The organism is Butyrivibrio sp. ob235, assembly GCF_900109475.1.
In the GTDB taxonomy this organism is placed as follows: Bacteria; Bacillota; Clostridia; order Lachnospirales; family Lachnospiraceae; genus Butyrivibrio.
In genome coordinates this window covers 73,181-88,149 of the sequence record NZ_FOBE01000012.1, presented here as the reverse complement: position 1 = coordinate 88,149, position 14,969 = coordinate 73,181, and the positions used below count along the sequence as shown (strand labels likewise).

Below are 14,969 nucleotides of genomic sequence, written 5' to 3'. Positions count from 1 at the left end.
GTTAAAACGAATAAAGCAACCATAAAGAAAATCGGTGGGAAGAAGATAAACTTCTCCAAGAATTTCAAGCTTTATGTAATCGCCTATGACAGCAGCGGCAATGAACTTGGAAAATCCGTATCTGCACACTTTGCAGGAAAGGACAGCAAGAAGTATAAGAATCCTAAGGATATCAAACTTTCAACAAAGACTATCTCCATAAGTGCTGGGGGAACCGCTAACATCAAGGCTACAGTAAAGATGGAAAGCGGAAAGAAAAAGGCACTGTCCGAAGGACATGCAGCAAAGCTTCGCTATGCATCAAGCGACATAAGTGTTGCAACAGTCGACAAGAGCGGCAAGGTGACAGGAGTAAATCCTGGAACCTGCACGGTATACGTATATGCCCAGAACGGACTTGCCAAGAAGGTAAGCGTAACCATTAAATAATTTTTATATTAAGGATTACCACCATTCATAAGCAAAGGGGCTGCCACTTTAGATGATTAATCATCTGAGCGAAGCCCCTTTTTCCGCACTTCGAATGATTTACGTTTATCTGCTGGCTTTTTATTTCTGGGGGAATTACCTTGATTTCGCATATTTGTTTGATATCAAGGTAGTAAAGATGAAATTAGACATGAATCAATATAATGGGCTTGTCGGGGCTGCTGTAATTATCTTCAAAGAGGAAAGCTATGAGCATATCATTGAAATGAATTATAATAAAAAAGATAGATGATTTATGAGGGAGGAGGTTATACATGAACTATTTTGTTGAAGGATTACAGGGGAGTGGAAAGAGTACGCTTGTTAGGAGGCTTTCCGAAAAATATCCGGATTATACGGCTGTATGTGAAGGGGATTATTCGCCTGTGGAGCTTGCATGGTGTGCCTATGTGGACAAGGAGACTTACATCGCTATTCTTGAAAAGTACAATGACATCCGCAGTGAAATAGAAGAGAAGAGCTTTGCGGAAGATGACCACATGATCATCTGCTATACGAAGATTCTTACAGACATTCCGGGCTTTCATAAAGATCTGGAGAAGTATGAAATATATAATGGAAGGGTGGATTTCGAAAGCTTTAAAGAGATTGTTCTGAGAAGGCTTCAAAATTGGGATAGTGATAAAAATATCTTTGAGTGTTCTATTTTCCAAAACATTGTTGAGGATATGATACTGTTTCGGAAAAAGAGCGATCAGGAGATTATTGATTTTTACAGGGAAGTGAAAGAAGCTCTTGCCGGAAAGGAATATCAGATAATGTATCTTCAGACTGACGACATAGCATCAAATATTGATTTTATAAGAAAAGAAAGGTCCGATGACAAGGGCAATGAGATGTGGTTCCCGTTGATGACCTGGTATTTCGACAATTCGCCCTATGCAAAAGAAAATGGGCTGTCAGGTACTGAGGCTTTACTTGATCATTTCAGGCACAGGCAGGAACTGGAAATCAGGATCTGCAAGGAAGTGTTTGACGGGCATTATACGATTCTGAAGTCAAAAGATTATAGTATTTGAGATTGAAAAATGGTGCTGATAACACTCGGCATCATTTTTTATGGAAAGCAAATATACAAAAGTATTAAAAAAGATATAAAAATATATGAGATATATATAATTATATATTACAATAATGCTATAAGCATTCATGCCATTAATTCTTACGGAGGCACTGCCATGACAATTAAGCAGATGATACAAATCAAGGAAAACAGAGGCTACAGCTACAGCCAGCTTTCTGAGTATACGGGAGTTCCTTCTATTACTTTGCAAAAGATTTTTACCGGAAAAACCAGGAATCCACGGAAGGCTACGCTCGATGCTATAGAGAAGGTGCTATCAAGCGATGAATCGGTTTATAGAGGGAAAGCCTATGAATACCACGATGCAACAAGCGGTAAATTTATGGAACCTGAGCCCGTATACGGTGCAGCTACCAAGAGCAATAAATATGGTGATCCTAATAAGAAGCAGGGTGAATATACCCTTGATGATTACTATGCACTTCCTGACGAGCAGCGAGTTGAGCTGATAGATGGTGTTTTTTATGACATGTCTTCACCAAGGATTGTACATCAGGATATTTCCTATGTAATTCATTCTGCTATAGCGGATTATATTAAGAAAAACAAAGGGAAATGTAAGGCTTTTTACGCGCCTGTGGATGTTCAACTTGACTGCGACAATAAGACTATGGTTCAGCCGGACGTTCTCGTAATCTGTGACAGAAGCAAAATCAAGGGCTTTGGAATATATGGTGCACCGGATTTTCTTGTTGAAATATTGTCTAAATCCACAAGAAAAAAAGATTTGACTATAAAGCTTGCAAAGTATCAAAATGCCGGAGTAAGGGAATACTGGATAGTTGATCCTCACAAGAGATGTCTCATAATTTACAACTTTATGGATGAGGATTTTGTCCCGCAGGTTCTTCCGCTTAAAGGTGAAGCACCGGTTGCAATTTACGATGGGAAACTAAAGATAAGCCTGGACGAGATTGCTGCTTCGATTGATGAGTTTGGGGAGTGATTGCCTGAGGAACAAATTGTCAGCATCATTTTTTATGAAAAGTTTATGGAAATATCAGTATTTATGCTGATTTTTGTATTGTTAAATAGGGTATAATTAGCTTGTGTGTTATATAAATATTTTTAGGCGTATAGGTTAGTTTATTATGAGCTTGACAGCCATGCGGAATAGAAATACGCTCCTTAGAGCAGAGCAGAGCAGAGCAGAGCAGAGCAGAGCAGAGCAGAGCACAGGCTAACTGCGCCCTTTTTGCGCCTTTCGAGGCGCTTGAAACTGAATACTACATTCGAGATGGATAACCGTCGGATTTGATGGGGTTACTATACCCTGTCAGATTCGGCGGTTTTTTGTCATATAAAGAATAAATCACAAGGAGGCTTATAAAATGAAGGAAAAAAGAAGATTAAGAAAGGGAGTTCTGAGTTTTTCTTTAGCGGTTATTATGATAATTGGTACTCTGACGGGTATTGTGCCGAGAACTTCAATAAAGGTTAAGGCTGAAACTGCAACCGGTGTATGGAGTAGTGGCATTGATTATTCTTATGATACCGCAACCGGAGTGTTAACACTAACCGGTAATGGTTCTACAACGGTGGGTAAAAGTACAGTAGTAATTGATGATCATAGTTCTGCTTCTATTCCCACAATCAATGAACCGTTTTCTAATATCAGCAGAATCGTTATTTCAGAAGGTATAACTTCAATCGGAGACTATGCATTTGCAAACTGGAAGCAAGCTGGTGCTTTTCGTAATAATTTAACAATAGAAATACCAAGTACTGTTACAAGTATAGGAAACTGGGCGTTTTCATCAATAACTATGGGTAGTGTTAGTGTTATTATGAATGCCAGACCGGATAGTATTACAACATTTAATACAAACGCTTTTAATGGTTCTAGAAATGGTGAGTTTATAACACCTTATGCGAGTGAATGGAAAGATTCGGGTAAATGTAGTTATGATTCAACTAATAATACGATAACCTTTGATAATACTTATAAGGGTATATTTACTTTATCCGGTGTTACATATACTGTTACATATAAAGTGATAAACGGCACCTGGTCGGATGACAGCACGACGGACAAGACAGAGACGGTGCAGAGCGGATCAAAGCCAGCCAGCGTACCTACCGGCATGAAGGCCGCTTCCGGTTATACGAACGGGGCATGGGATACAAACCCGGCAGAAACGACCATCACCGAAGCGAAGACGTTCACTTATACCTTTAAAGAAGCGAAAGAAGAAACGAAAGAAGAAACGAAAGAAGAAACGAATAACGATAGTACTATTGAAACAAAAGTAGAGAAAAAGGACGATGTTCCTGAAGCAAATGTAGAAGGGCTTGATTCTGAACTTGCTCAAAGTGTTATGACTGACGAAGAGAAGGCAAAGGTCGAGGCCGGTGATAACGTATCACTTACTTTGGAGATGACAAACATTGACAGTTCAGTAGGACAGGAGGACAAGGCACTTTCGGAAAATGCCGCCAAGTCAGAGAATAAAAATGCACAGATAGGAACATATTTTGACTTATCACTTTTGCTCACGGTTGGTAATTCCAGTAGAAATGTCTCAAGTACCGGAGGTAAGAAACTGACATTCAAACTTAAAGTGCCTGAAAAATATCATGCACCTAAAAACGTAAACAGAACTTTTCTCATCATCAGGATACATGCCAATAAGTCAGAGGTGCTTGCAAAGACAAAAGATACAACTATTCCGTTTAGTTCCAGCGAGTTCTCGACATATGCTCTTGCATATTATGATGAAGTAATCACAGGTTTCTATCCGGGAGTTAAGATATCTCAGAAAAATGGCAAGATTACAGTTTCATGGGATAAAGTCGAAAGCGCTACGAAGTATGCGGTTTATGCAACATACTGCGGAAAAGATATGCCGAAGAAGGCCAGTGCTACAGTTAAAACGAATAAAGCAACCATAAAGAAAATCGGTGGGAAGAAGATAAACTTCTCCAAGAATTTCAAGCTTTATGTAATCGCCTATGACAGCAGTGGCAATGAACTCGGAAGATCAGTATCGGCTCACTTTGCCGGAAAGAACAGCAAGAAGTATAAGAACCCCAAGGACATAAAACTTTCCACAAAGAGCATCACTGTTAATAAGGATGCTTCGGCAGATATCAAGGCTTCAATAAAGATGGAAAGCGGAAAGAAAAAGGCGCTGTCCGAAGGACATGCAGCGAAGCTTCGCTATGCATCAAGCGACATAAGTGTTGCAACAGTCGACAAGAGCGGCAAGGTGACAGGAGTAAATCCCGGAACCTGTACAGTTTATGTATATGCTCAGAATGGCCTTGCAAAGAAGGTTGCAGTAACTGTTAACTAATCAATTTTCATAATTACAAATGAGAAAGAAAAAATGGTGCTGATGTCAATTCGTCAGCATCATTTTTTGTCCAATATTTTTCAAAAAGATTTACGAAAATGGTGTCCGGGTTTGTATAATATATAAGGAGAAGTATTTTTTTATGGAGGTTCTTTATGAGCAAGAAAGTCTATCAGAAAAACCTTAAACTTATCGAAAAGTCGGGAATAAGCGACAATGTGAAAATAAAGAGAGTTAAAGGCAAAAAGTAATGAAAAATCGCTTAAAATATAGGGGTTGGTGGTATAATGATATGATATATGAAACTTGGAATTTAAGCGATTGGTATTGCTGAAAACAGCTGACAAAATAGGATAAAACGAGTGGTAAATTTAGAAGAAGAATTGAACTACGATGTCCCCAGGGCAATCCTTGTGGGACTTAATTACGACAATAGAGACGAAGCGAAATTCGAAAGATCAATGAAGGAACTTAAGGCTTTGACAGAGGCCTGTGATCTTGTGCCCGTTTTTACGGTGACACAGACACTTCCTCATCCCGAGGGCAGTACGTTCATCGGAAGCGGTAAGGTGGAGGAACTTAAGAACCTCATAGGCATGCAGGATGCGGACATTGTAATCTTCGGAGATACGCTTTCACCGATTCAGATAAGGAACCTTGAGAGGATTCTCGATACTGAAGTTATAGACAGAACAGGCCTGATTTTGCAGATTTTTGCAAAGAGAGCCAGGACCAGAGAATCCAGAATGCAGGTTGAATATGCACAGCTTCAGTTTATGCTTCCGAGGCTTGCCGGAATGAGAACCGAGCTCAGCCGTCAGGGCGGAGGTAGCGGCAGACTTTCCAATAAGGGTGCCGGAGAGAAGAAGCTTGAGCTTGACAGAAGAAGGATTGAGCACAGATGTGCCGAGCTTAGGCGAGAGCTTGAGAATGTGGAGCGCGAGAGGAACACGCAGCGTTCGAAGCGACTATCCGCGGACCTGGCCAGAATATCGCTGGTGGGCTACACCAACGCCGGCAAGTCCACGCTCATGAATGCTATGCTCGATTCGAGCCATGTGGAAGAGGTGTCCGATAAAAAGGTCATGCAAAAGGATATGCTATTTGCGACGCTTGATACCACCGTCAGAAGGATAGACATTCCGGGACACAGACCTTTTCTCCTTTCGGATACTGTTGGATTTATCGATGAACTGCCGACAACTCTTGTAAAGGCGTTCAGATCAACCCTGGCAGAGGCTGTCTATGCAGATCTTTTGCTGGAGGTCATAGATTTTTCGGATCCGGATTACATGAATCATATGGAAGTTACCGAGCGCACTCTCAGGGAGATTGGTGCGGGTAAGGTGCCGATAATTTACGTCTTTAACAAGGCGGATCTTGTGATTGGCAATTCTGAGCACGCTTCCATGACTATTCCGCATGTCCGCGATGACAGGATTTATATGGCTGCTGAGGATGGCATCGGAATCGACGAACTTGTGACACTGATTGAGCGCACTCTTGAGGGAGAGAAAGCGGAGTGCGAATTTTTGATCCCGTATTCAGACGGCGCGGCTCTACACGAGCTTACGAAGCGGTCTGAAGTTCTGGAGACTGAATACCTTGAAGAGGGCACGAGACTTTTAACAAAGTGCGGCAAAAAGGTGGCAATTCAGTATATGAAATACGCAATTTAGAGGTGAGAGGGGAACCTACATGGAGTTTAACAAAAGGATAAGTATACACGCAGATAACAGGCTTATCCGAAAGACAATATACTCGGCCGTGATTGCTTTTATTAATGCGGTGTGCATACAGGCCACGCTCTCCCACGCATGCTTTGGCTGGAACACGATAGAACATTTTAAATGGATAGCGTACTTTCTTGTCTCGTTCATTGCATCATTTGTTTTCTTTTCACTGATGGATTACATACGTTTGGAGAGCGGGAGAAGTGCGGCAGGAGATGAGACAGCATTTTCCGTGAAAAGATGGCTCGGTGCAGCAATCCTTTTCTTCGTGTGCTGGCTTCCCTACCTTATCATCTATGCTCCCGGTCTTGTGAACTATGACACGGTCAACCAGATTAAGGATTTTCTAGACGGTGTATCTGCGGTTCCGTTTGGCTATGCACCTGGGCAGGAAGAGGTGACGGTACTTTTCAATGCGCATCATCCCGTGTTTGTGACGCTGATTTTCGGAAGTTTTATTAAAATCGGTATCCTTATGGGAAAACCTGCTGTGGGTCTTACTTTGTACATACTCTTACAGATGATGATGGCAGCGCTTGTTTTCTCCTATGTGATAGAGAAGGCATGGACCGGAGGTGATAAAAAGAGTCCCGTGGCAAGGCGGGTTATTACTACATTTATTGCACTGTTTCCGGCTATTCCGTATTACGTCTGCAACATGCTTAAGAATTCACTTCACTCGATACTCATCGTATTGTATGTGTTTATGTTTCTGCAGATAGCGATAAACGGGCACGTCTTTTCAAAAAAGGAGAGGATACTGTGGATAGTTCTGTCGATCCTGGTGGTTCTGACTCAGAATACAGGTGTATATTTTGTTATTCTGACCGGGATTTTTCTTGCTATCAGGGCGAGGGAGGAACGGAAAACTGCTATTATCGCAGCTGTTACCTCAGCACTTTTGATGCTGATAATACTGCCTAAATTGATATATCCCATCTTCAACATTTTTCCGGGAGGAAAGCAGGAGATTCTCGGAACGCTTTTCCAGCAGACCGCCAGATACGTGAGGGATTATGGGGAAGAAGTAACGGAGGAAGATATAGAGATTATCTCGAAGGTGGTGGACTACGACACTCTTGTAAACAACTATACTTTCGAAACAACGGATAACATCAAGGCGACCTACAATCTGCATGTGACGAAGAAGGAACTTTCCGATTATTACAAGCTATGGCTCAGGCAGGGGTTAAAGCATCCCGGTGCCTATTTCAGAGCCACGCTCCCCATCTGCGGAATGTATTTTGCTTCCGGGTACGATATCGGGATATTCGACCACATACCTACAGATGAAGGCATTTTCGCGCAGATTCGCCATGTGAATCCGGAGGGAGTCTATACCTCCATGACGGAGATTTACGAGTGGATCAGATCATTCCCGGGACTTTGCATTTTATTCCAGCACGCGCTTTACGTGCTCTGGATTCCGGCATACTGCGTATACAGACAGCGATCTACTGATAGGAAAAAGAGTATTTTATTCATCGTTCCTTTTGTGGTGAACATGCTCTTTTTGATAGTAAGTCCTATGGTTTATTCAAGATATGCGCTGCCGATGATTTTCACATCACCGATTTTGTTATATATGATACTCATGAAGGAATAAAGCCTTCCCATTGGGGAAGATGAAACTTTAATAGCCTTCCCCCTGGGGAAGATGAAACTTTAATAGCCTTCCCCCTGGGGGAAGGTGTCAGCGAAGCTGACGGATGAGGGGATTAAGCTCCCAGAGGTGCACTATGGATACGGAAATTACAAAAAGCGGAAGAAAAAATATAGGAGTGTTTTTTAACTGTTCCGAGGTTAGATTTCAGAGGAAATTCTGCCATGCGCTATCAAGCGCCGCCAAGAAGATGGACTACAACCTTCTTTTCTTCATGACGTTCGAGGTCATTGACGACGAGAGCGATTTTAACAAGATGAATGAAAAGATGATGAAGTTCGCGCCAATAGAGCACCTGGACGCCATAATTGTTGCATATGATACTTTCGACAGGCAGTCTATCAGACAGGTACTTGAGGATGAGATAAGGGCGAGAGCAACCTGCCCTGTTATCAGCTTCAGGGAAAAGTACAAGGATTTTCTATGCATCTTAAGTAATGCAAATGACGCAATTATTAATATAATTAATCACCTTGCGGATTATCATCACTGTAAAAATATAGCTTTTATGGCGGGCTATGAGGACCATTACGACAGTAATGAGAGACTTAAAAGGTATCTTGAAACAATGAAAGCCAAGGGGCTTCCCGTCTATGATAACTTTGTTTTCCACGGCGATATGTGGAGATTTAAAGGCGAGGAAGCTTTCAGATATTTCTTCCAGGATCCCGATCATATACCGGATGCAATAGTCTGCGCTAACGACCATATGGCGAGAGCTCTTAGTAATGCGGCTATTGAGCATGGAGTGCGGGTTCCCGAGGATTTGAAGATAACCGGTGTCGACGATATAGCTGAAGCTGTGGAATACCATCCTACACTTACCACTGTTAGCGTAGACCTCGAAGGCATGGCTGAGCGCACCATGGAAGTGACTGACAAGCTCATCAATCACCAGTATATAAAGAATGTTATAGCTGTTCCAGCGAAGATTATGTACAGAGAGAGCTGCGGCTGCTACGGTGAAGAGGTAATGGTTTCTTATCAGCAGCAGCTGAATCAGTATTATGAGAGAATGAGTCATCTGCTTGGACAACCGCATAACCAGACAATGTTCCAAATAGACCTCGACGGATGCAATACAATGGAGGAACTTCTTGATACTATTCAGAGGAACGTTGATCTCGTGGCAAAGCATAAATCTCTTTATATATGCCTGTCCGGCGAGGAGAACGAAAACGGTGGCAGAACCTTTTCCGAGGATGTTATGGATGTTGTGCACCCTATCTTTGCGTACAACAAAGGACAAAGGCTCGAGATACAGAACAAATCCTTCAGGACAGACAATCTGCTCATGGTGGATGTATATGAAAAGAATAAGCCCAAAACCATATATTTTTCGCTGCTGCACGACAGCCATAATTGCATAGGCTTTATGGCATCGGAGTTCGATTCCATGAAGGATACGGTTGATCAGTATTATTTTGACTGGGTTCTGAAAATATCGCTCGCCCTGAATAAGCATTTCATTTCAGCTGAGCTAAAACACCTTCTGGAGCAGACAAAACAGAAGAGTCTTACTGATTTCATGACCGGTATGAGTAACCGCCGCGGTTTTGAGATGTGGGTTTCAAAGAATACAAAGGAATGGATTGCATCTAAGGAAGAAATCGCATTCATGACGCTCGACCTCGACGGCCTTAAGAAGATTAACGACAATCTTGGACACGAGGCAGGAGATATGGCTATAGTAACTGCCTCTAAGATCATAAAAAAGAAATGCCCCAAGAGCGGCATCTGCGCGCGAACCGGCGGCGATGAGTTTCTCATGGTATTCCCTGCTTCAAAGGCCTCACCCGAGGAGGTGGCAGCCAAGATTGAGAGCAGTATGCAGAGAAAAAATGCAGCCGGAGCCTTCCCCTTCAAACTGAGTATTTCTCAGGGCTGGTACATAACCAAGATGCAGCATACCACCCGCGTGGAAGACTGTCTCGCCGAGAGCGACAAAAAAATGTACGAAATGAAGGACCTCCACCACCAGGACGAAACCATGTAAAAAATACGCCCCCTAGATATGTGTATTCGCTCCCAGCCTCGTTGCGCTACGCGCATAATCGGCTGGTTTCGAACACATATATCCCGGGGGCGTATTATTCAATAGAGTTTAGGGTATCAATACCGATAAGCTGTGTAGTAGATTTCGTAGGTGTCGGCGCCATCGGGAGGAGTGAGATCGTTTACTACCGTTTCGCCGGCCTTTACGTTGTAGTTACTGTTTACAACATAGGAATCCTCGAAACCTACGATATTGTGATCTTCATCGAAGAACAAAGTAGCTGCCTGGATGGTACTGATATCCTTGTCGCTATTGTTTGTTGCCTGGATGATCAGCTTGCCGTTGCTGGACATTTCTGCCTCAAGGGTTACATCTTTTTGTGCAGGAACAATGTACTGTGCACTGTCGATATTGATCTTGTAATCGTAAGTTTCCGCATCATCAGAATCAAGGAAAAGAGCATAGAGTACAAACCATTGACGGCCAACTACGTAAGAACTGTAGGATGAGCCGGTTTCCAGAATATTATTGTTTGCATCATAACTAACGGTATCCCAGGATACCTCAAGATCCTCATCTGTATTGTTTTGGCATACGGCGATAAGGTACTTATAACCCCACTCAGAAGAGTGCTCATAGGTTTCCATTACCTGAATATCGGCATCGGGAGAGGTTGCGTCAATCATATCGCTATCGGTGGCTGCAGCTGCCAGGGCGGTGTTTGCTGAAAGTAAAAAAATAATCATCGCTGCCATGAAAGATTTCAATATTTTCATAGTAAGAGACCTCCTTTTCGCAAGAAATTTCCTACATATAATCTAGCTTAATCATGTGTACGTGACATGTCCGAGGTCTGTATTTTTTATAAAAAAAGGATGAAAAATATGGTAAGATAGGGATGCGGCACGCCGAAAAATCAGGAGGAGATACGTTAATGGCACAGCTATATTTCAGATACGGCGCGATGGGATCATCCAAGACAGCCAACGCGCTAATGGTCAATTACAATTATCATGAGAGAGGTAAAAACTCGATCATATTAAAGCCCGGTCTTGAGAACAGAGACGGAGCTACAATCATAAGATCAAGAATCGGCCTTCAGGCAGAGTGTATGCTTGTGGAGGATTTTTTGGATGAATACCACAGAAAGCATAAGATGATTGAAAAATACGATGCAATCATAGTCGATGAGGCCCAGTTCCTTACTGCAGAGCAGGTCGATATGCTCTCGGACATCGTTGACTTTGATAAGGTTCCCGTAATCTGCTACGGACTTCGTACTGACTTCCAGGAGAAATTTTTCCCGGGTTCTGCACGCCTTATGGAGATCGCAGACAAGATAGAAGAGGTCAAGACCGTCTGCTGGTGCGGAAGGAAGGCAACCTGCAATGCCAGAATATGCGATGGCAAGATCGTACGTGACGGCGAGCAGGTCTTCATGGGCGGCAACGAAAGCTACATCGCCCTCTGCCGCAAACATTTCAAGAAGGGCAAGCTTACGATATAAAACATAAGCCCCGGCAATATATGTTCAGACCAGACCGATTATGCACGAAGTGCAACGAGGGCTGGAATGAATATATATTGTCGGGGCGTATTATTTTATAAAAAGATTACTTAATCGATCCTGCGTTAGATTTGTCTACCGGTGTGAAGGGAACCCATACAAAGGTGAGGTCGTCGGTTACATACTCGACATCCTTTGTGGTTCCTTTTTTTGCAAGAGCGATAGCTGCTTCGATGCAAGCTGCGCCTTGGCCGGATGCAGACTGGAGAACTGTGAACTGCATGCCTCCGTTCATAATGGAAGCGCAACCGTCTGTTGTTGCATCAATACCTACAACAGGAATAGCAGAGGTATCAATACCCAGATCGTTCATTGCTTGAACAACACCAAGAGCCATTGAATCGTTATTGCAGATTACACAGTCATAGGGTTGCTGAGTTTTAAGGAAAGTCTTGAAACCATCGGCTGCCTTCTGAGTGTCCCAGTAAGCTGTATCGTTGAATACATAGTTTACGTCTACGCCATTATCAATGAAATACTTTTTAACCGCATGAGTTCTCTTGATAGCAGCGGGGTGTCCGGGCTGTCCCTGGAAAAGAACTACATTAAGGCTCTTCGGTTTTCCGAGAGTGTTCCATACATATTCGGCCTGCATGGTTCCTGCATCAATCTCATAACTACCCACATACATGTATTTGTCGGGCTTGAGATAATCATCAGCAGGCTGTGTGTTGGTGAACAGAATTGGAATATCACCTGCTATAACCTCAAGCTGAAGTGCAGTATCGGCATCTACAGGATTGCAGATAATGGCATCGTAGCCCTTTGCTGCAGCATCTCTGAACTGCTGAACCTGCTCATCCACGGTGGCGCACGGGGTTCCTACATCTACAGTTACGCCATTTTTTGCACCTGCTTCAATTACTGAGTTCTGGACAAGCTCTTTGAAATCATCAAGAGTCAGTGTGGAGAAAAACACCTTCACACCGGATCCATCGGATCCGCCACCGGAGGAAGCTTTTCCGCATCCTGTCAGGGTGGATGCCGTAAGAACAAGAACTACAGCAATACTTAATATTTTAGTATAAAAATTCTTCTTCACGATAAGACCTCCTCTTAAATCTTGAACTTCTGAACATGGGAAGTAAGAGTGTCGGATGTGCCTGCCAGCTCGTGGGAGTTGTTTGCCACATCTTCACTGTGCTTGGAAATGTTCTTTGCTTCCACAACCATGTTCTCTGAGGTTGCCAGTATCTCATCAGCGCTGGCTGCCTGTTCTTCGGCAATGGCAGCTACGTTCGTTGCTACATCATCAACCTTTTCAACATCTCTGATCATTTCTTCTATGCAGTCATTTGATGCTTGTATGTTCTCATAAATCTGATCGAAGGTTTCTACAGCTACATGGATAAGCTCACTGTTTTCTTCAATGCTGTCGGCACTTGCATTAGCCTGGCCTACAGCCTCATCGATAAGTCTGTGAACTTCCTCAATCAGGTTGGAGATATTGGTTGCACTCTCTGAACTTGTCTGAGCAAGCTTTCCGATTTGAGTAGCTACAACAGCAAAGCCTTTTCCGGCTTCACCTGCTCTTGCTGCCTCGATAGATGCATTGAGTGACAACAGGTTTGTCTCTTCAGCAATTTCACCGATCATGCTGACAATATTTGTAATTTCTTCGGAAGCCTTTCCGACTTCGTTGATGGAATCAACAAGTTTGGTATTTGCGGTCTGGATACCATCCATGGCATGGGATAATTTTTCCATATCCTCGCGGCCCTTCTGGGAAATCTTTACGGTTTCCTTCATGCTCTCATCAGCCTTGACAGAATTGTCACGGGTGTCGGCAACAACAGCTGCAAGAGTGGTAGCATTGTTTGCAATATCGCCGACAGCTAAAGCAAGCTGATCAACGGTGTCGTTCAGCTGCTGCATTGCCTCAGCCTGTGACTGGGATGCATCGAACATGCTTCTTGAAACGGAATCTGAAGCCTCGGACTCTGCCTTAAGCTTTTCGGACTCTTCGCTGATACTTGACAGCATATGTCTCATGCTCTCAACGAATTCTGCAATCTTTCCGCCCATGGCACCGATTTCATCATTACTCTCTGCTTTGACATCAATCGTGAAGTCACCTTCACTCATAGCGTTGATACTCTTGGTGATGCCTGCAAGAGGAGCAATAACTCTGCTGACAACATAGAGAATCATGATGGTGATGAGAATGGTTGCTATGAGACCTGCAATTACAAGGTAATTAACAAGCTCTTTGATGCTGGCCATTATTACGTCCTGTTCGATATATGATACAAGTACCCAATCAGTTCCGGTTATTGTTTTGAAAGCAACTACATAGTCGCCGATTTGTTTCGTTGTATAGTTTTCAGCGTTAATTGCCTTTGCCACGTTGGCAAGAAGAACATCACCATTGTCCTCCGCAATCTTAGTGGATACAAGAGCAGTGTCTCTGTGAGCAAGAATCGTATTATCATTTGTGTCTACGAGGAAAGAACTGGCCTTATCCATCTTGACACCTGAATTTACGATAATGGTGATTTTATCAAGGGTAACATCAGCTGCTATAACCTTGATAGATTCGTCGCCCATGTTTAAGATACCGGATGCACTTATAACATCCTTGCCCTGGGAGTTTGTATAGGAAGTTCCGTACTGAAGATTAACTCTTGAAAGACCCTGTTTATACCAGGTGGATTCAGTGGGATTCGCTTCCTCCAGAGTAGATTCGGTGGCCTTATAATATGCGCCATCGGCAGTTCCTATGCGGAGTCCCTCGGGGGAATCACTGTTATAGCCATAGAAACCGTCCAAAATAGTCTGGAGCTGTGCTTCATCAGGGTTTGCAGCTTCTATGGACTGCTTTGCCGTTGAGAAATACTCCAGATTCTTATTTAGCCATGCAACGATGTTATCAGCCTGATTCGAAATTGAGGAATTCAGGTTGGACGTTGCAAGCTCGGTCATACGCTTTTTGGACATGGTGGAAGCGATGGCGATAAGAATGATGATCATGATTACTACGATAGGAACGATGTATAGCAGAAGCTTGTTCCTTATCTTTCCGGTTTTGCGGATTTTTGTGGGCTTGTCACTCATAATGTCCTCCTTAGTAAAAAGGAAATAACTGTTATTTGATAAAAAATTGCGCTTAATTATTTTGATGATATGGCAATCCTATTTATC

12 protein-coding genes are annotated in these 14,969 nt (G+C 42.9%); 9 read left to right on the top strand and 3 right to left on the bottom strand.

Going from position 1 to position 14,969, the window contains the following annotated elements; translation table 11 throughout:
- The 8 genes from BMW61_RS10475 to BMW61_RS10440 all read left to right on the top strand — a co-directional run.
- A partial coding sequence (locus BMW61_RS10475; RefSeq protein WP_175475163.1) for an Ig-like domain-containing protein occupies positions 1-429 on the top strand: 429 nt, incomplete at its 5' end.
- 52 nt (positions 430-481) lie between these two features.
- Complete coding sequence (locus tag BMW61_RS10470) at positions 482-721, top strand: hypothetical protein (RefSeq protein ID WP_091821666.1); 240 nt, start codon at positions 482-484, stop codon at positions 719-721.
- Between the two features lie 22 nt (positions 722-743).
- Complete coding sequence (locus tag BMW61_RS10465) at positions 744-1,508, top strand: P-loop NTPase family protein (RefSeq protein WP_091821663.1); 765 nt, start codon at positions 744-746, stop codon at positions 1,506-1,508.
- A 159-nt stretch (positions 1,509-1,667) separates the two neighbouring features.
- On the top strand, positions 1,668-2,519 hold the full coding sequence (locus tag BMW61_RS10460; RefSeq protein ID WP_022760783.1) for a Uma2 family endonuclease: 852 nt from the start codon (positions 1,668-1,670) through the stop codon (positions 2,517-2,519).
- A 385-nt stretch (positions 2,520-2,904) separates the two neighbouring features.
- Positions 2,905-4,869: a leucine-rich repeat protein gene (locus tag BMW61_RS10455; RefSeq protein ID WP_091821660.1), complete on the top strand. Its 1,965-nt coding sequence runs from the start codon at positions 2,905-2,907 to the stop codon at positions 4,867-4,869.
- 362 nt (positions 4,870-5,231) lie between these two features.
- Positions 5,232-6,548, top strand: coding sequence for a GTPase HflX (gene hflX, locus BMW61_RS10450; protein WP_022760782.1), 1,317 nt, complete (start codon positions 5,232-5,234; stop codon positions 6,546-6,548).
- A 19-nt stretch (positions 6,549-6,567) separates the two neighbouring features.
- Positions 6,568-8,208, top strand: coding sequence for a DUF6020 family protein (locus BMW61_RS10445; RefSeq protein ID WP_091821657.1), 1,641 nt, complete (start codon positions 6,568-6,570; stop codon positions 8,206-8,208).
- 133 nt (positions 8,209-8,341) lie between these two features.
- A complete protein-coding gene (locus tag BMW61_RS10440; RefSeq protein WP_175475162.1) occupies positions 8,342-10,261 on the top strand; it encodes a substrate-binding and GGDEF domain-containing protein in 1,920 nt (639 codons plus the stop codon).
- Between the two features lie 116 nt (positions 10,262-10,377).
- On the opposite strand, the gene BMW61_RS10435 is transcribed toward BMW61_RS10440, so the two are convergent.
- Positions 10,378-11,037 (bottom strand): hypothetical protein, encoded by a 660-nt coding sequence (locus tag BMW61_RS10435; RefSeq protein WP_091821651.1) that lies wholly within the window; start codon positions 11,035-11,037, stop codon positions 10,378-10,380.
- A 158-nt stretch (positions 11,038-11,195) separates the two neighbouring features.
- On the opposite strand from BMW61_RS10435, the gene BMW61_RS10430 reads away from it, so the two are divergent.
- Entirely contained in the window at positions 11,196-11,768 is a 573-nt protein-coding gene (locus BMW61_RS10430) for a thymidine kinase (protein ID WP_091821648.1), read from the top strand.
- 106 nt (positions 11,769-11,874) lie between these two features.
- Here BMW61_RS10430 and BMW61_RS10425 read toward each other — a convergent pair whose 3' ends face one another.
- Together BMW61_RS10425 and BMW61_RS10420 are read right to left on the bottom strand one after the other, a co-directional pair.
- Positions 11,875-12,870, bottom strand: coding sequence for a substrate-binding domain-containing protein (locus BMW61_RS10425; protein WP_175475161.1), 996 nt, complete (start codon positions 12,868-12,870; stop codon positions 11,875-11,877).
- 14 nt (positions 12,871-12,884) lie between these two features.
- The gene (locus BMW61_RS10420; protein WP_091821642.1) at positions 12,885-14,882 is read right to left on the bottom strand and encodes a methyl-accepting chemotaxis protein; all 1,998 of its coding nucleotides are present in this window, start codon (positions 14,880-14,882) and stop codon (positions 12,885-12,887) included.
- Positions 14,883-14,969: the final 87 nt, after the last annotated feature.

What these genes read in the sequence shown, in the direction of transcription:
- BMW61_RS10440 (WP_175475162.1), top strand. Translation starts at nt 8,342, where the DNA reads ATGGATACGGAAATTACAAAAAGCGGAAGAAAAAATATAGGAGTGTTT.
- BMW61_RS10420 (WP_091821642.1), bottom strand. Translation starts at nt 14,882, where the DNA reads ATGAGTGACAAGCCCACAAAAATCCGCAAAACCGGAAAGATAAGGAAC.
- BMW61_RS10435 (WP_091821651.1), bottom strand. Translation starts at nt 11,037, where the DNA reads ATGAAAATATTGAAATCTTTCATGGCAGCGATGATTATTTTTTTACTT.
- BMW61_RS10470 (WP_091821666.1), top strand. Translation starts at nt 482, where the DNA reads ATGATTAATCATCTGAGCGAAGCCCCTTTTTCCGCACTTCGAATGATT.
- BMW61_RS10455 (WP_091821660.1), top strand. Translation starts at nt 2,905, where the DNA reads ATGAAGGAAAAAAGAAGATTAAGAAAGGGAGTTCTGAGTTTTTCTTTA.
- BMW61_RS10460 (WP_022760783.1), top strand. Translation starts at nt 1,668, where the DNA reads ATGACAATTAAGCAGATGATACAAATCAAGGAAAACAGAGGCTACAGC.
- BMW61_RS10465 (WP_091821663.1), top strand. Translation starts at nt 744, where the DNA reads ATGAACTATTTTGTTGAAGGATTACAGGGGAGTGGAAAGAGTACGCTT.
- BMW61_RS10445 (WP_091821657.1), top strand. Translation starts at nt 6,568, where the DNA reads ATGGAGTTTAACAAAAGGATAAGTATACACGCAGATAACAGGCTTATC.
- BMW61_RS10430 (WP_091821648.1), top strand. Translation starts at nt 11,196, where the DNA reads ATGGCACAGCTATATTTCAGATACGGCGCGATGGGATCATCCAAGACA.